We start from the raw sequence: 16981 nt of genomic DNA on the forward strand, positions 1-16981 counted from the left end.
CTGAACGGGTCCGTTCATACCACCTGTGAGCCAACATCAACGACTGAATTAGTGCTTTCTTACACTATACCCTTAACTAAAAAAAGCAATCAATTTTACGTCGGGTTGCCGGGCAAACCGGCCTAAACAGGCATTGTGACAACCCACTGACAGAAGTTTTTAGTAACCAGCAGTAGCGGTCAGGGATCTGTGGCCGATACAATGAATTTGCCATACTTAGATAGGGAAGCGCGATGAGTAAAGTGCAACATATGTCGGGACAGCAGAGACTGAAACATCTTGCCAAACATCAGCTCGGTCAGGATTTGAATGCGCAGACCAAGTCCGCAGAAAATGCCGGCAACACCATTTCTATTCAGCAAATCCGCCATGCTCAGGCTGTGCATCAGCAACTGTCAGCCCGCGCCGGTGTTGCACCAGACACGGAATTACCAGAAGACAGCATCCGCAGCCGGGCGGCCCGCCGTCGGCAGATGACATTAGAGCGGCAACAATACAATCTGGAAAAAGTGATGGTACTGGCGCAGGAATACTGTACAGATCAGGCCGTCACTCAGGATATCGACCCCGATTGGTTTTATCATTACTGCGAACATGTGCAGAATATTTCAGCATTGGCCATGCAAAAACTCTGGGCGCGGATCCTGGCGGCTGAAATCAGTTCACCGGGCAGTTTCTCCTACAAAACGCTGAATATTCTCAGGCAAATGCATCACAAAGATGCACAGGCCTTGCAGTTAGCCAGTAGTTTAAGCTGCCGCATTTCGTCACTGGAACCTGCGCATATTTATTTCAGTTATCTGCAACAGGGTTCGTTCTGGCAGTGGATAAGGGGTCGTAATCGTGGGGTGCTTAATCTAAGTCAGTTTGGACTGACATATCCGCAAATTCTCAGTCTGATTGATTTAGGCTTGTTGCATCCGGCAGAAATAGAAAGTGGCGTGATGGCAAAAGGCCAGCAGTTGCAGTGGCAATTTCCACAAACACCATTAACCGGGCGTCTCAAAGCCAACAGTATTGTGCTGCAATATTACAAATTTACCCACAATGGTGCTGAACTGATGAGCCTGCTGTACAGTCCGGTAAATCCCCTGTATTTACAGGCGTTACAGACCTTATACAGCAGTGTTATTGAGTTTCAGCCACAGGCCTGACCCGGGACAAAATGTGCGCGATTTTGCGTGCATCCAAAGGTTTGATCATCACGTCATCCATACCGGCAAGACGGAAACTTGCCGCTTCTTCCGGCAACGCGTGTCCGGTAAACGCCAATATAACGGTTTGCTGATGATGCCGCAGTTGGCGGATCCGTTTCGTGACTTCCACACCACTTAAATCCGGCAATTGAATATCCATCAGAATCAACTGATAACGGCTGTTACTCGCAAGCTTTAACGCTTCTTGCCCGGTCACAGCAAAATCAATATTAATGCCGTGCCCTTCCAACATTGCACGGACAAAACTCAGATTAGTCTGATTATCATCGACGATTAACAGTTGCTGATTGGCAAACTGGCAACCCGGCGGCGGCAAGTCCTGCAAGTCTGCCAGCAGTAACGGCGAGTCAAACTGTGCAACGCACGCCATCTCGGCAAAAACAGCTTTTACAGGCTGACCGGTAAATACGACAAGCTGATAACGCAGACTCAGCTGCTGCAGTTGCTGGAGGTCGGCAGCATTAACGCTGTTATCATGCAAGTGGACAACAATTGTATCTATCAGCCGACTTTGCAGTACCTGCTGCAGTTCGCCGACGCTCGCGGTGGCGACAACCTGCTCACTGACGCCATGTAGACTCTGACGCCATATCTCCAGCCAGCCCAGGCATGGGTCAAATATCACCAGATTCTGAAAACGCTTGGTCTGTTGTCGGTCTCGTCCGACCACAGGCACATTGCAAGTCACCCGAGTGCCCAAATCTGCCAATTCCTGGATCTGCAGCTCTGCACCAAGTTGTTGCACCAGTAAATGACATAGTTCAAAAGCCACATCGGCCCATTGTGGCTCTGCACAGGGCCCTTGCAACAGGATTTGCCGGCTGCGGGCACTGAGACTTCGGCCGGTATATTGAAACTTCAGTTGTAGCCTGTCCCGGGTGCCACTTTCCAGACGATAACTGAGCTGCATTTCCTTACCATCGACCAACGGGCGTAACGCCTGAAGCAGCGAAAACATCAGATGGTGCAGTAAGTCACCATCCAGCACGACCTGACATCGCGTCGCTGCAGGGTCTTCATCCGGAAGTAGTAACAAGTGCTGCGGCCAGCTGCGCTGGATCTCGCGCAAGGCATTGGCAAAGCAGTGCGACAAGCTCTGCACGACCGGTTGCTGTGATTTTTCTGTTTGCTGACGCCACAACAGCAAAGCCAGCCAGTGCCGCACCTCCGGGTCGTTCATTTGCTCTGCCTGACCGGCCAGCAATTGCCAACACACTAATTCACGACTCAAATGTAAATGGCGCTGTTGGACCAGAGTCAGTTGTTGAGCCAGTTCATGCACGTGTTGTGTATGAGTCTGGTCCATTTGCTCGAGCTGCTGCTGCAAGTGCTGCAACTGATTGCTGCTTTCATGCTGTTGATTGACCAGTTGTGCAATTGCAGTCAGCAGCGGTTGAATACCTGACGGCATCTTTTCAGAAAGCTCAGTATCGTTGCGCAATGCCCGCCAAATCGGCTGATAACTGCGTTGCTGCCGGTGAACAAACCAACTCCCCGTCAGCCCCGCGATAACAAAAAGCACAGCGGAAAGCAACAGCCACAGCCAGGGAAAAGGGGCCTTTGCCACAGAAAGTAGTAATGCCCGGTTATCCGCCAGGGAAATCTTTAAATTCAAAGCGTCTTCGGGCTCCAGACCCACCGCCACAGCAGTGCTGCCTTCAGAGGTCTGGATCTGTAACGCCAACTGCGGTAACTCGGAAAGATTTTGTGCCAGAGTCAGAATTTCAGCATGGTTCTCAGGCTGCGCCTGTAAATGCTCAATGAGCTGGTCAGCCAGTTGCTGCAATTGCGCTTGATGTGTGCGTTGCTCATGTTGGTGATACCACCAACCCACTCCGGCCGTGGCAATTTGCAAAGCAATAAACACGGCCAGAAGCAGTTTTAGGTTTGACATGCGGCAAATCCGAATTGATAAAATCAGTTGGCTCTTCGCGAACAACAGATTCAGGGAAGTGTCAGTATAGCGGGCATGGAATCACCACGGCAACCGTTCGCGACACTCCCTCAGACAAATTTAATACATTTTATTTACAATATCAAAAATCTAAATACAGTCCGATAAAGCCGCCGGAACTGTTTGCCTGAACATCGAGGTGGTCACGGTCTGAGATGGTCAGCTTGTTATATTGCCATCCTGCACGTAAATACGCCTGAAACATTGCGATATCAATAAAGCGCCAGGCGATCCCTGCTTGCCAGTCGTAATTCAAATCGCTTTGATATCGGCTGTAATTGCCATTGGCGAAAAAAACGGTATCTGTCCCCCACACACCTATTTCCGTATCGAGGAAAAGCAGCGGAATGAACACGGATAAATCTGCTGAATTGTTCAAAACACTGGTATTGAGTTCAGATTTTACCCTCAGCTTGCGAGCTGTGAGACCAATATCAACACTGAGCAGCGGGTTATCGAGTAGCTCATAATAGGCCGTCATATCGTAGTGTTGATATTTTTGGTATTGCCAGGTGTTTTGACCTGCGCTGTATCCAGTTTGTCCAAGTCGCAAACTGTCCAGCAGTGGCTCCTGCGCGGAATAATCATTTTGCTGAAAACGTGCAGCTACATTTGGAACTAGCGGAATCGGGTGTTCAAAACGCGCCGCCCAGGCCTGGCCGCTTGCATCTTGCAGAGACCACCGGCCAGCAGAGCCCGTATTTCCTGCTACCACATCGGGCTGTGCGCGCCAATATTCCAGTCCGGCACGGATACCAAGCATATCAGCCGTTGCCGGCCCTGTTAAAAACAATAAGCTACAGCCGAACCAGGCCAATAATTTCATCTTCTATCCTTGTGACAACAATTCAGTTAAATCAATCAGCGCAGCATTCGCGCGGGAAATGTAGTTAGCCATGACCAAACTATGATTGGCTAAAACACCAAAACCACTGCCATTTAACACCATAGGCGTCCATATCGTCTGTTGGGTCGATTCCAGCTCACGGATAATTTGCTGCAGACTCACAGTAGCGTTTTTACGTTGCAGCACGTCGGCGAAATCGACTTCTATCGCTTTTAAAAAATGTAGCAACGCCCAGCTGGCTCCACGGGCTTCATAGAACTCGTTATCAATTCGCCACCAGGACGTTTTGATCATCATTTCCTGAGGAGTCTGGGTGGACTGTCGTGCTGCTGCATCTCCGGCTAAATCGGTGTTCAGCCGGTCCTGACCGACACTGGCACTCAAACGCTGACTGTAACTACCGAGTCGCTTTTCGGCCTGTTTCAGCCAGTCACGCAGGTTATCTGCACGGGCAAAAAACTGATGCTCCTGATTATTCGGGTCCATCAATGCCTGGCGGTATGCACGTAATAGTTTAATAGCTGCGGTATACTCATCTTCCGGCGTGGGTACCGCCCAGCTGCGATGCTCAATGTTAAATTTAGGCTGCACCTGCTTCAACAAGCTGTTTTCGACCGATTGCGATTGAGAACGGCTGAGGTCCGTGCGCATCGCTAAAGCGAGATCCCGGATCATCTCCAGCGCACCAAGCTCCCATGCCGGCATATCGTCCATCAATACAAAAGGTGGCAAAATATCGTTACTGATAAAACCGCCGGGTTTGTAGAGCAACGTTTCAGTGACATGAATGAGCGTGTTAGTAGTAGTAAACCCGACCACAGGTTTATCGTGACCCGCTGCCGTCTTTGCGACCAAAGCCACATCAAAGGCTGCCGGCTCATCGCTGTAATACAGCGCCATGCCCCAACCAATCAGTAAAGTACAGAGCAATAACGCGCCACCTATCATCAGCTTTTGCATGACAAATTCCTATTGTTTCGGGATCCGCGTGACACTGGCCTGGACTTCCTGTGAAGAGCCATCTGACCATTGCAATCGTAACTGCACCTGCTGGCCAAGGCTGATTTTTTGCACAGGCCGAAACAGCATCAGATGCAAGCCTCCAGGTTGTAAGTGTACCTGCTGACCGGGTTCAACCACCATTTGGTCGACTTGGGTCATTTGCATCATGCCGTCGACCATTTGATGGGTATGCAGCTCAATAGCACCAAAATTGTTGCTGCTGACTGACACTAAGGCGACTGGTACAGCCCCTTTGTTATGCAGAGAGAAATAACCGGCACTGAGGCTTTTTCCCGGCAATGGTTCCCGCACCGTCGCATTAGTGATATCAACCTGTGCGGCCCATAGGTTAAACGTAAATAAACTGGCAGCAAACAACACAAATTGTCGCATCAGAAGCTCCTGCGTTGGCAATCTGCCTATCTTACACAGGAGCCAGGCTTTTGTCAGACCACATAACGGTTTGGCAGAATTAATGCCGCAGCCAGATAAGCGACCAGCAAGACACTGGGCATCGCCAGAAACGCGAATACTGCGACACAACGAATGAGTGTCGCATTGTGCCCATAAGCGCGGGCTAAGCCACCGCAGACGCCAGCAATTTTGCGATCCGCTTTATTACAGTACCAACGATTATCACGATGAGTTCTCATCACATTCTCCCGATAGTTAAAGTTCAATTAGAGACAATCAATTCACATGCCAGTATTTTTATACTTAAATATCAATGTGTTATTTGAAAGTCTAGAGATAAAAAACCGGACCAGTGAAGAAAAAAACCAACTTTTGGAGTTTCATCTTAAAAAATAGTGAATTTAACGAAATGAGGGCATCTGAAAAAAATGTAAAAAAAACCCGGTACTGCTAGGACCGGGTTGTCGAAGGGATTTCAGTCGGTGGCAAAAACCATAACCAGAGTTTCGCCGTGACAAAGATACTGATGACAGGGAGCAAAAACATCCCGAATAATTGTGGAGACAAGGCCAGAATCACCATGTTACTCCACGATGGTTGCTTCGGTGCTGGCAAGTCCTGCGACCACTTCGGACTCTGCACCTTCAGCATCTTCTGCTACCACGTCTGCCAGACTTTCAGTCAGAGACTGTTGTAACTGCTCGGCCAGATTCACTTTCATCGCTGCGGCTTGTTCAGCGATTTGTGCGGTAGCAATTGCGGTCAGTTCACTGACCGGATCAGCCATCACAGCTTGAGCACCAAACATCAGGGCTGTGGCGAATAAAACTTTGTTAATTGCTTTCATGATAATTTCCTCGTTGGTTGAATTCACTGCTTTCAGACAATGAATTACAATCCCTGTGCCAACTTGAAAATTAGTTATATCTATTTGTTTACAAAAGAATTTATTTAAACTTTGTTCGAGCGGCGAGCCAAACGAAAAATATCAAATACCAAAAATTAGTGAAATAAACTAAATTTTAGCCAACCTCTGGAACCTTAGCCAAAGCAGCTTCTAAAACTTCAGGGCCGCTGCTGGCAAGATGACCAATTTCGCTTAAATAGCGACGCCACTGCCGTGCCCCAGGTACGCCCTGAAATATGCCGAGCATGTGACGAGCGATATGCCAGAAGCGGGCTCCTTGCTGCATTTGCTGTTCGATATAAGGCAACATCTGACGAACCACCTGGTGTGGTGTTGGAACCGGGGTCTCATCCAGATACAGGGCGCGATCAATCTGGGCCAGTAACAGAGGGTTGGTATAAACCTCTCTTCCAATCATGACGCCATCAAGATGCTGCAGATGTTGCAAACAATCCTCAACGGTCTTAACCCCCCCGTTAATGGCAATATCCAGTTCAGGAAACTGCTGTTTCAACTGATATACCCGCGGATAATTCAGTGGCGGTATTTCGCGGTTTTCTTTCGGGCTCAATCCCTGCAACCAGGCTTTGCGAGCATGAATAATAAACTGGGAACATCCTGCATCTTTGACTACGCCGACAAAATCAGTCAGAAACTGCATGTCATCCGAATCATCAATACCAATCCGGGTTTTCACCGTGACCGGGATATCAACCACCTCGCGCATAGCGCTGACACAGTCAGCAACCAGCTCCGGCCTTGCCATCAGACAGGCGCCGAACATACCATTTTGCACCCGATCAGACGGGCATCCGACATTGATATTGATGGCGTCATAGCCATATTGCTGACACAACACAGCGGACTTTGCCATGGCAGCCGGATCTGACCCACCCAACTGCACAACCACAGGGTGTTCTGCTTCGTTAAACGACAGGTAATCTCCCTGCCCAAACAGAATAGCGCCGGTCGTGACCATTTCGGTATACAACACAGCGTGACGACTCAATTGGCGATGAAAATAACGACAGTGTTTATCGGTCCAATCCAGCATCGGCGCGACAGAAAATTTATGATTCACGGTAACCTCCAGCAAGAGGGCTATTTTAACCGGAATCCGCCATTATTCCGATGGGTTCGGCGATTTATCCATTTTTATTCTGTGTTACACTGCGAAAAACGAAGCAACAGGTGCAAGCCCCGATGTCAGTTGAAAATTTAGTGGTCAGAGCACAGCAGATTTGCGCACAAAATGGCGCCAGATTCACCTCAATCAGGGAAAAAGTTTTCCGTTTATTGGCCGAGACGCAAAGTGGCGTTGGCGCTTATGAGTTATTAGAGCAGCTCAAACAGACCGAACCTGCCGCGAAACCGGCAACAATCTATCGTGCACTGGAGTTTCTGACCGAACAGGGCTTTATTCACAAAATTGAATCCAGCAATGCTTTTATGCTTTGCCATCATTTCGAACATCACCACCCGGCGCAATTATTAATTTGCCAGCAGTGTGGTCATGTCGACGAATTACATTCTAACGTCTTATTTAAAGAATTCAGCAACCTGGCGAGTGAACTTGGGTTTAAAATTCAACAACAAACGATTGAAGCCCGTGGGTTATGTAAAAACTGCCAGAATTGAGTGGCCGACAGCCAACAGAATCCTCCTGCGTGCAATGAGATATATTTTGCCGGATTTTTTAGCAATTTTATGTGTGAAACTATCTCAAAAACAAAGAGCTAGTCTTGTTTATTCTAAAAAATCTGCCTAACCTTATTGTCAGGGTCAATAGCCAAGTGACGAAACACAGCAGCGGGTCTTTTCAATGAATGTCGAGTATGTAAATCCATTCTTATCGTCGTTAGTGAATGTGCTGAGCACTATGGCCAATACAACTATTGTGCCTGGGCAACCGAGAATTAAAAAAGACGAAGTCGCACGCGGCGATGTGTCCGGCCTCATTGGCATGATCGGTCCACAAACCAAAGGGTCTTTTTCGGTCAGTTTTGAAGAGTCGCTGGCGCTGGAAATTATGAACCGGATGCTCGGCGAAAAACCGAAAACCATTAATGAAGAAGTAACCGACATGGTCGGTGAAATCACCAATATGGTGACAGGTGGTGCCAAACGCATCCTGGGTGAAAAAGGCTATGAATTCTCTATGGCCACGCCAGTCGTAGTATCTGGCAAAGGCCACACCATCACACACAAATGCGATGGTCCGAAAATCCTGATGCCGTTTGATTCAGAATTTGGCAAAGTGCATATCGAAGTCAGTTTCGATAATCAGGGCGGCGGTTAATCACCTGCTCGTATTCAGCAAAAAAGCCGGTTTAAATGACCGGCTTTTTTGTCGCTCTACTACTTTCGTTGTTAGTCGCTGACATATCGGAATTGGACCCGGCTGGTAATATTACACAGCAATTCGTAGGGAATAGTCTGCACCTGCTCGGCAATTTCTTCGACCGGCAATTCTTCCCCCCACAAAATCACCTGAGCACCATGGCAAATATCGTCATCGCCAATATCAACTGTGGTCATATCCATCGAGACGCGACCAACAATAGGGTAGCGTTTGCCATTAATGAGGACCGGTGTGCCACAGGGTGCATTACGCGGATAACCATCCCCATAGCCGATAGCGACCACGGCTAACCGGGTATCTTGCGGGGCTGTCCAACTGGCACCGTAGCCGACCGCATCGCCTTTTCTGACCTGTCGCACTGCAATCACCGAACTGCTGAACGTCATCACCGGACGCAATCCATGGGTAGCAGAGCGGCCTTTGTCCATCGGCGAAACGCCATACAAGGCAAGGCCTGGTCTTATCCAATCACCATGGCTTTGTGGCCATCCAACCACGCCGGCGGAATTGGCAATGCTAAGTTCGCCCGCAGCATCCCCAATCGTTTGCCGGAACAAAGCCAGCTGTCGCACAGTTGCCAAATTATCAGGCTCGTCGGCACAGGCAAAATGTGTCATCAGCCGCATCGGCTGCAGAATATTTTTACTCAGGGTTAGTTTGCGATAAATTTCGGAAAAATCGGCAGGATCAATGCCCAGCCGGTGCATTCCGCTGTCAACTTTCAGCCAGACATGCACAGGTGATTCCAGCTCCGCTTTTAACAAAGCGTCAACCTGTGCCGGATGATGTACTACAACCTGCAGGTTTGACGCGACTATCTGCGGTAATTCGTCGGCATGAAAAAAACCTTCCAACAAGACGATGGGTTTTACAATACCGCCAGCCCGCAACATCAATGCTTCGTCAATCCGCGCGACACCAAAGGCCTGAACGTCTTTCAGCTGGGCGGCGACAGCTAACAAGCCATGGCCATATGCATTGGCTTTTAAAACTGCAAGGATTTTGCTATGCGGTGCCATTTCGCGAATACGGTCGACATTGTGTAATAAAGCGCTGGTATTAATTTGCGCCAGAGGCCTGCGACTCATCAGTACTCGTCCTCAAAACGGGCAGTGCCGGCATAGTTATCAAAACGCGAATAACGGCCATGAAACGTCAGACGAATACGGCCAATAGGACCATTCCGCTGTTTACCGATAATCACTTCAGCCGTTCCTTTGTCCGGGCTGTCATCGTGATAGACCTCGTCCCGGTAGATAAACATAATGAGGTCGGCGTCCTGCTCGATAGAGCCTGATTCACGTAAATCTGAGTTGACCGGGCGTTTGTCTGCGCGCTGTTCCAGTGAACGGTTCAGCTGGGAGAGTGCTATAACCGGCACTTTTAACTCTTTTGCTAATGCCTTTAACGACCTGGAGATCTCAGCAATTTCCAGTGTACGGTTATCTGATAAACCCGGCACTGTCATCAGCTGCAAATAGTCGACCATGATCATCGATAGGCCACCATGTTCGCGGGCAACTCGTCGCGCCCGTGAACGAACTTCTGTTGGCGTTAAGCCGGAGGCATCATCGATATACATCTTGCCTTTGCTGTTTAACAGTTCAATCGCCGAAGACAAGCGGGCCCAGTCTTCATCATCTAACTGCCCGGTCCGCACTTTGGTTTGATCGATACGGCCCAGTGAGGCCAGCATCCGCATCATGATTTGTTCGGAAGGCATCTCTAAACTGAAGATAAGAACTGGTTTATCACTGCTAATCGCGGCATGTTCGCAGAGGTTCATTGCAAAAGTTGTTTTACCCATCGACGGACGCGCCGCGACGATAATCAAATCTGACGGCTGCATGCCGTTGGTCATCTTATCCAAATCCATATAGCCGGTCGACACGCCGGTCAGGCCACCGCTGCTAGGATTGCGAAACAAAGCATCGATTTTATCGATAGTTTTCGCCAGAATACTGTTGATAGGCTCAGGACCCTCATTGGCATTGGCACGCTGTTCGGCGATCTTAAATACTTTGGTTTCGGCGAAATCCAGCAGTTCTGCGCTGTTGCGGCCTTGCGGATCATAACCAGCATCAGCGATATCGTGGGCAACCGAAATCATATCCCGCACTACGGCACGTTCACGCACGATGTCGGCATATGCAAGGATATTGGCGGCACTTGGCGTGTTTTTCGCAATTTCGCCTAAATAGGCGAAGCCACCGACGTCATCAAGCTGTTGATTGCGCTCCAACCATTCTGATACGGTAATAAGGTCAATCGGCTGATTTTGCTCAGCAATAGCTGCCATCGCCTGAAAGATATGCTTGTGCGAGCGCAGGTAAAAATCCTGCTCAACGACTTTTTCCGAGACCTTATCCCAGGCGTCGTTATCCAGCATCAGACCACCGAGCACAGATTGTTCGGCTTCAATGGAATGCGGCGGCATTTTCACCGCGGCGACTTGTTTATCTTTTACGTTTGCCATAACACCTGAACGCTTCCAGAAAGCGGAGACATTGCGAATTCAGCGGCGGATTGCTCACACAGACAGTGTGTCGTGCCGCGGAAAATAAGAGCCATAGCCTAGCATTTTTCGACAGACAGGACAGAACAAATTTGATGCTGCCGCATACGTACGATGCACAAATAAGCAGAAAAATGAGGATGTAATTCAGAAGGGGGAAACGGACACAGCACTCAGCGCTGTGTCCGTCAAAGGCTTACGCCTCGGCAACAACAACCAGTTTAACGGTTGCAGTCACTTCAGCATGCAGCTGCAGGTCGATGTCGAAAGAACCAACGTCACGCAGAGTGCCGTTTGGTAATTTCACTTCGGCTTTAGTCACAGCTACACCGGCTTCAGTGATCGCATCAGCGATATCACGGGTACCGATAGAACCGAACAGTTTGCCTTCGTCGCCAGCTTTAGCAGCGATAGTAACTTCGCCCAGCTCAGCAACTTTAGCAGCACGTTCTTGCGCAGCAACCAAGTTAGCAGCCAGTTTGGCTTCTAACTCAGCACGGCGTGCTTCAAATTTTTCGATGTTAGCTTTGGTCGCTGGAACTGCTTTCCCTTGTGGGAACAGGAAGTTACGCGCATAACCAGATTTAACAACCACTTTGTCGCCTAAACCACCCAGGTTAGCAACTTTATCCAACAGAATAATATCCATTGTTTAATCCTCTCTGTATCGTTGAACCAGGCTTATGCGTGTGAATCGCTGTATGGCAGCAGAGCCAGGTAGCGGGCGCGTTTGATTGCACGAGCTAATTGGCGCTGATACTTAGCGCTGGTACCAGTGATACGGCTAGGAACAATTTTGCCACTTTCAGTGACATAATTTTTTAAAGTAGCGGTATCTTTGTAGTCGATCTCTTGCACGCCTTCGGCAGAGAAACGGCAGAATTTACGGCGACGGAAATAACGGGCCATGAACTTTCTCCTAACTTAAAATTTCAATCTGTTGGGCATGGAGCACAAGCTTTGCCTGACCGCTCCGGGTCTGATGCCGGTTTAAAAAGCCTTGCACCCTGACCACACTACCCTGCATCAAATTGTGACTTTGTCTGCTCAACTCGCCGGCCACCACCACATGAATGCGCAGGTAACTGGCTCTGTTGTAGCCGGCTTCCAGTTGCATCGATTTGTGCTCAAGCACAAAGTACAGATGCGGAATACCAGCGGGACTTTCGTTCCGGTCAGGCTGACGGCATACGACGCCAGTGAGGACCAGACAGTTGTCCATCAGATTACTCGTCGTTTGCTACCTGCTCTTCAGCATCACGTGGAGCACGGTCACGACGTTCTTCACGAACTTTAGCCATTGGTGATGGCTCAGTGACAGCGCCGTTAGTGCGCATGATCAGATTACGCAGCACAGCATCGTTGTAGCGGAAGTTAGTTTCCAGTTCATCGATCACTGCTTGTGGCGCTTCTACGTTCAGCAGAACATAGTGGGCTTTATGCAGCTTTTCGATTGGGTAAGCCAGTTGACGGCGGCCCCAGTCTTCCAGACGGTGGATTGAACCGCCAGCTTCTTTGATAGCACCAGTGTAACGTTCGATCATACCTGGGACTTGTTCACTCTGATCAGGGTGAACCATAAACACGATTTCGTAATGACGCATGGTAGCTCCTTACGGTTAATTAGCCTCGGGTGAGCTCGACCAGACTCGCATAGAGGCAAGGAACATGGATGTGGGTCGAAGGTCGCGTATTTTACGGATCGATCGGCCGAAATACAAGCAGTTAATCCGCTTTGGCATAAATCAGCCGGCCAACCATCAGTTTTAGCTGCTGGTACGCTGGCGTACGGCTTCGTATAAGCAAATGCCGGTCGCGACGGACACGTTTAAACTCGAGACGGCACCAAACATCGGGATTTTCACCAGTCCGTCACACAGCTCTTTGGTCAGACGACGTAAACCGTCTCCTTCAGCCCCCATCGCGAGCGCCAGCGGGCCTTTCAGACTGGCCTGATAAATCGTGGTTTCGGTTTCACCGGCAGCGCCCAGCACCCAAACACCAGCATCTTTTAATTCTCGAATCGTACGGGCAAGATTGGTCACGGCAATAAATGGCACCGCCTCCGCAGCACCACAAGCCACTTTACGTACCACGGCGGTGAGTTTCGCTGCGCGGTCTTTCGGCGCTATCACCGCATGCACGCCGGCAGCGTCAGCACTGCGTAGAATGGCGCCAAGGTTATGCGGGTCGGTAATACCATCCAGAATCAGCAGGAACGGCTGCGCCTCCGTGTCCAGAATGCGTTTCAGATCATGCTCGTCACCGGCATCAGACAGCCGTGCTTTGGCTACAACGCCTTGATGTTGGGCGCCATCAACTTTTTCGTCCAGCGTTTTACGCTGACAAAACTGCACTGAGATCCCAAGCTTACGCGCTTGCTGAATAAGCGGCGTCATGCGCTGGTCGTCGCGGTCTTTTAAAACAAACAACTCGAGGACGTCTTGCGGATTACGTTCCAGGAAAGCGCTGACCGAGTGCAGGCCAAAAATAAAATCTGTGCTCATATGAGATCTCAAAGTGCAACAGGCGCAAAAGCGCCTGTTGTGGTCGTTGACCAATACCGGTCTGTGGGATGGACGGCAGTGTAGCAAAAATCGACTCTAAATTCAGCCTGCCGTTTTCTGTGACTGCTTACTTGCGACGACGAGGGGCTTTTTGGGCCGCTGCGGTATCAGCTTTTGTACCAGATTTACTGCCGCTGCGCCCGGCTTTGGTTTTGCCCGGTCTTTGCGTCGGGTCTGCTACAGCACGGCCTTTTTTACCCGAATGGCCTTTTTGCTTTTTGCCTTCATTGCCGGGCGGCAACTTTTTCGGCGCGCCTTTGCCACTTTGTAAAGTGGTGACCACACCCAAATCAATTTTGCGCGCTTCGAGATTAACCGCCAGCACTTTGACTTCCAGCAAATCACCCATACGATAACTTTGTTTACTGTGCTCACCGAGCAAAATTTGCCGTTCAGTATCAAAGTGATAGTAATCATTTGGCAGTGAAGTGACGTGTACCAGACCTTCGATATACAAGTCCACCAGGCGCACAAACAGACCAAAACTGGTGACGGTCGCCACCACGCCCTGGAACGTTGACCCTAAGTGGTCCTGCATATACTCGCATTTCAACCAGTCGGAGACTTCGCGGGTGGCATCATCTGCACGGCGTTCAGTCATCGAACATTGTTCACCCAGCGGTACCATCTGTTCGTGGCTATAACCACGGGCGCCGGTCACCACCTCGCCTTGTTTATGCAGGACAGCTTTAATAGCGCGGTGCAACAGCAAATCCGGATAGCGGCGAATTGGCGAGGTGAAATGGGCGTAAGCCTCCAGCGCCAGACCAAAATGGCCTTGGTTATCCGGCTGATACACGGCTTGCTTCAAAGAACGTAACAACGTCGTTTCAATCAGTTCTTTGTCAGGCCGATCGCCAATTTTCGCCAATAACTGCGTCAGCTCGAGTGGTGTGGGCTCAACCGGTAAATCCGCCGTGATGCCAAGCTCCAGCAGGAAACGCTTAAAGTTGGCAAAACGGTCACCGTCTGGCTGTTCGTGCACCCGATACAGCGCTGCCGCTTCATTTTTTTCGACCAGTTTTGCTGCAGCCACATTCGCCAGAATCATACATTCTTCGATGATCTTGTGCGCTTCGTTGCGGTGGATTGGCACTATCTGCTCAATCTTCCGATGGCTGTTAAAAATAAACCGGGTCTCTACCGTTTCAAACTCAATAGCGCCGCGTTCTGCCCGAACTTTTGCCATTTGTTTATACAGAGAATACAAATTGTCGATGTTGGTCAGATTTTCTGCATATTGCTGACGCAGCTCCGGCTCGCCCTGCAGAATTGCATGCACTTTGTTATAAGTCAGGCGGGCTTTGGAATGCATCACGGCTTCATAAAAGCGATAGCTGCCTAATTTACCCTGTGCGCTGATATGCATATCGGCGACAAAACACAGCCGGTCTACATGTGGATTGAGTGAACATAAGCCGTTTGACAAGGCTTCTGGTAACATCGGTACCACGTGGTCTGGGAAATACACTGAGTTGCCACGGTCCAATGCCTCACGATCCAGCGCAGTATCCGGCTGGACATAAGCGGTGACGTCCGCGATAGCAACCAGCAAGTGCCAGCCACCATCGTCTTTGCGCTCGCAATAGACCGCGTCGTCAAAGTCACGGGCATCTTCACCATCAATAGTGATAAGACCAATATCAGTTAAATCAACCCGGCCGGCTTTCGCTGATGCCGGCACTTCGCTGCCGAACTGGCTGACTTGTTGCTCAACCGCCTGTGAAAATGTATGTGGAATGTTGTGGTTACGGATAGCCACTTCGATTTCCATGCCTGGTGCCATGTGTTCACCGAGCACTTCCACCACTTTACCCACGGCATTAACACGTTTTGACGGCCGCGCTGTAACTTCTGCCAGCACTATCTGGCCATGGCGGGCACCGTTCTCTTCACCGACCGGAATGACAATATCCTGTGCAATCCGCGGGTCTTCCGGCACCACCACCGCAAGGGCGAAATCTTTAAAATAGCGGCCGACGATCGGCTCTTTACGCGGTTCCAGTACCCGGACAATTCGCGCTTCGACTTTGTCTTTGCCTTTAATTTCGCCGGCACTGGCCAGCACCACATCGCCCGGTAACAGGCGCTGCATTTCAAAATTAGGGATATACCAGTCTGGCCCGCCCTGTTCCAGCTTCAAAAAGCCGAAACCTTCACGATGACCAAGCACTGTGCCTTTCACCAGGTCCAGGTCATCGACCAGGCCATAACGTTTGGTTTTGGTGAATAACAACTGGCCGTCACGTTCCATAGCACGCAGACGTTTTTTCAGCGCGAATAATGCGTCTTCGTCGCTCAGGTGAAGTTCTGCCGCGAGTTCGTCGAAATAGGCAGGTTGTTGCCGTTGTTTGATGTGTTCGAGGATAAATTCCCGACTGGGGATGGGGTTTTCGTATTTTTCTTGCTCACGCGCAAGATGCGGATCTTTGATCGTCATGGAGACTCTTACTTTGAATAACTGTGCTCAGTCTAACAGTCTGACCGCGAATTTTCACGGTTACTGTGGAAAACTTCAGCAAACTGTCATCAAAGCGGCTTTTTCGCCCGGGTCAGCACCGCTTCAGGCATACGGCCAGCAAGGCCTTTTAAAGCTTTTTCGATGCGGGCATGCAGGTCTTTATCGGCGGTTATTGCATGATGCAACCAGCGGTATACGGTTTCATAATCAGCTGGGCTGCCCTGATTGGCCAGAAACAATTCGGCCAGCCGCACCTGAGCATTGATATTGCCCATAGCGCCGGCTTCATACAAATAATGCTGCGCTTTGGTCAGATCTTTTTGCACCAACTTGCCTTGCTGATAATAACGGCCGACTTGTTCCAGACCTTCCGGCAAGCCTTGTAAAGCCGAGGCCAGCATCAGGTCCCAGCCACGTTCAGCGTTTTTGGGCACACAAACGCCAAAAGCCAGCATATCGCCAAATAAAAACTGGTAGGCAGGCAGTTTCATAATATCCGCCCGGGCTTCGATATCTTTCACCAGCTGACATTCATCCGCCCGTACCCGTTTTAAGTGCGTGTTAGAACGGATCATTTCAAGCAATTCGTCTTGGGTGTACAGCTGGACAACGCCGAGTTCGGTGAGTGCTTCCTGTGCTTGAACAGGTCTGATAAACACAGCGCAGCACAGAATTATGACGGAGCAAGACCAAACGAACTTTTTCACAGCAGCCACCAGATCAGAATATTGACGC

19 protein-coding genes are annotated in these 16981 nt (G+C 49.8%); 3 read left to right on the forward strand and 16 right to left on the reverse strand.

The genetic code is table 11. The annotated features are described in order from the left end of the window. Positions 1-233: 233 nt before the first annotated feature. Complete coding sequence (locus tag ABNT34_RS16815) at positions 234-1154, forward strand: TIGR03899 family protein (RefSeq protein ID WP_348733657.1); 921 nt, start codon at positions 234-236, stop codon at positions 1152-1154. On the opposite strand, the gene ABNT34_RS16820 is transcribed toward ABNT34_RS16815, so the two are convergent. The 7 genes from ABNT34_RS16820 to dusA form a co-directional block, all read right to left on the reverse strand. After that, positions 1129-3111: a response regulator gene (locus ABNT34_RS16820; protein ID WP_348733658.1), complete on the reverse strand. Its 1983-nt coding sequence runs from the start codon at positions 3109-3111 to the stop codon at positions 1129-1131. The genes ABNT34_RS16815 and ABNT34_RS16820 overlap by 26 nt on opposite strands. Positions 3112-3253: 142 nt before the next feature. Further along, on the reverse strand, positions 3254-3997 hold the full coding sequence (locus tag ABNT34_RS16825) for a TIGR04219 family outer membrane beta-barrel protein (protein WP_348733660.1): 744 nt from the start codon (positions 3995-3997) through the stop codon (positions 3254-3256). A 3-nt stretch (positions 3998-4000) separates the two neighbouring features. Continuing rightward, positions 4001-4978 (reverse strand): DUF2333 family protein, encoded by a 978-nt coding sequence (locus ABNT34_RS16830; protein ID WP_348733662.1) that lies wholly within the window; start codon positions 4976-4978, stop codon positions 4001-4003. 9 nt (positions 4979-4987) lie between these two features. Beyond that, entirely contained in the window at positions 4988-5413 is a 426-nt protein-coding gene (locus ABNT34_RS16835) for a copper chaperone PCu(A)C (protein ID WP_348733664.1), read from the reverse strand. A 53-nt stretch (positions 5414-5466) separates the two neighbouring features. Continuing rightward, entirely contained in the window at positions 5467-5673 is a 207-nt protein-coding gene (locus ABNT34_RS16840; protein WP_348733666.1) for a PspC domain-containing protein, read from the reverse strand. Between the two features lie 344 nt (positions 5674-6017). Continuing rightward, a complete protein-coding gene (locus ABNT34_RS16845; RefSeq protein ID WP_348733667.1) occupies positions 6018-6281 on the reverse strand; it encodes a hypothetical protein in 264 nt (87 codons plus the stop codon). A 175-nt stretch (positions 6282-6456) separates the two neighbouring features. After that, a complete protein-coding gene (gene dusA / locus ABNT34_RS16850; RefSeq protein WP_348733669.1) occupies positions 6457-7422 on the reverse strand; it encodes a tRNA dihydrouridine(20/20a) synthase DusA in 966 nt (321 codons plus the stop codon). Positions 7423-7544: 122 nt separating this feature from the next. On the opposite strand from dusA, the gene ABNT34_RS16855 reads away from it, so the two are divergent. Both ABNT34_RS16855 and ABNT34_RS16860 read left to right on the forward strand, forming a co-directional pair. Next, a complete protein-coding gene (locus tag ABNT34_RS16855; protein ID WP_348733671.1) occupies positions 7545-7979 on the forward strand; it encodes a transcriptional repressor in 435 nt (144 codons plus the stop codon). 184 nt (positions 7980-8163) lie between these two features. Continuing rightward, a complete protein-coding gene (locus tag ABNT34_RS16860) occupies positions 8164-8640 on the forward strand; it encodes a chemotaxis protein CheX (protein ID WP_031568563.1) in 477 nt (158 codons plus the stop codon). 71 nt (positions 8641-8711) lie between these two features. Here ABNT34_RS16860 and alr read toward each other — a convergent pair whose 3' ends face one another. The 9 genes from alr to ABNT34_RS16905 all read right to left on the reverse strand — a co-directional run bounded on the left by alr (position 8712) and on the right by ABNT34_RS16905 (position 16905). Then, on the reverse strand, positions 8712-9791 hold the full coding sequence (gene alr, locus ABNT34_RS16865) for an alanine racemase (RefSeq protein WP_348733673.1): 1080 nt from the start codon (positions 9789-9791) through the stop codon (positions 8712-8714). Then, positions 9791-11179 (reverse strand): replicative DNA helicase, encoded by a 1389-nt coding sequence (gene dnaB, locus ABNT34_RS16870; RefSeq protein ID WP_348733675.1) that lies wholly within the window; start codon positions 11177-11179, stop codon positions 9791-9793. Before dnaB ends, alr begins: the two co-directional genes overlap by 1 nt. A 235-nt stretch (positions 11180-11414) precedes the next feature. Further along, positions 11415-11867: a 50S ribosomal protein L9 gene (rplI, locus tag ABNT34_RS16875; protein ID WP_031568570.1), complete on the reverse strand. Its 453-nt coding sequence runs from the start codon at positions 11865-11867 to the stop codon at positions 11415-11417. A gap of 32 nt (positions 11868-11899) precedes the next feature. Then, on the reverse strand, positions 11900-12127 hold the full coding sequence (gene rpsR / locus ABNT34_RS16880; RefSeq protein WP_031568572.1) for a 30S ribosomal protein S18: 228 nt from the start codon (positions 12125-12127) through the stop codon (positions 11900-11902). A gap of 10 nt (positions 12128-12137) precedes the next feature. Further along, positions 12138-12440, reverse strand: a complete 303-nt coding sequence (priB, locus tag ABNT34_RS16885) for a primosomal replication protein N (RefSeq protein ID WP_348733678.1) — start codon at positions 12438-12440, stop codon at positions 12138-12140. A gap of 4 nt (positions 12441-12444) precedes the next feature. Next, positions 12445-12822 (reverse strand): 30S ribosomal protein S6, encoded by a 378-nt coding sequence (rpsF, locus tag ABNT34_RS16890; RefSeq protein ID WP_031568578.1) that lies wholly within the window; start codon positions 12820-12822, stop codon positions 12445-12447. Between the two features lie 162 nt (positions 12823-12984). Beyond that, positions 12985-13725 (reverse strand): 23S rRNA (guanosine(2251)-2'-O)-methyltransferase RlmB, encoded by a 741-nt coding sequence (gene rlmB, locus ABNT34_RS16895; protein ID WP_348733680.1) that lies wholly within the window; start codon positions 13723-13725, stop codon positions 12985-12987. 127 nt (positions 13726-13852) lie between these two features. Beyond that, positions 13853-16225 carry a ribonuclease R gene (gene rnr, locus ABNT34_RS16900; protein WP_348733682.1) on the reverse strand — a complete coding sequence of 791 codons (2373 nt, stop codon included), beginning with the start codon at positions 16223-16225 and terminating at the stop codon, positions 13853-13855. Between the two features lie 89 nt (positions 16226-16314). Then, a complete protein-coding gene (locus ABNT34_RS16905) occupies positions 16315-16905 on the reverse strand; it encodes a flagellar protein MotX (protein WP_348733684.1) in 591 nt (196 codons plus the stop codon). Between the last annotated feature and the right edge of the window lie 76 nt (positions 16906-16981).

The sequence above is a fragment of the Rheinheimera texasensis genome, assembly GCF_964031785.1.
Taxonomy (GTDB): Bacteria; Pseudomonadota; Gammaproteobacteria; order Enterobacterales; family Alteromonadaceae; genus Pararheinheimera; species Pararheinheimera texasensis_A.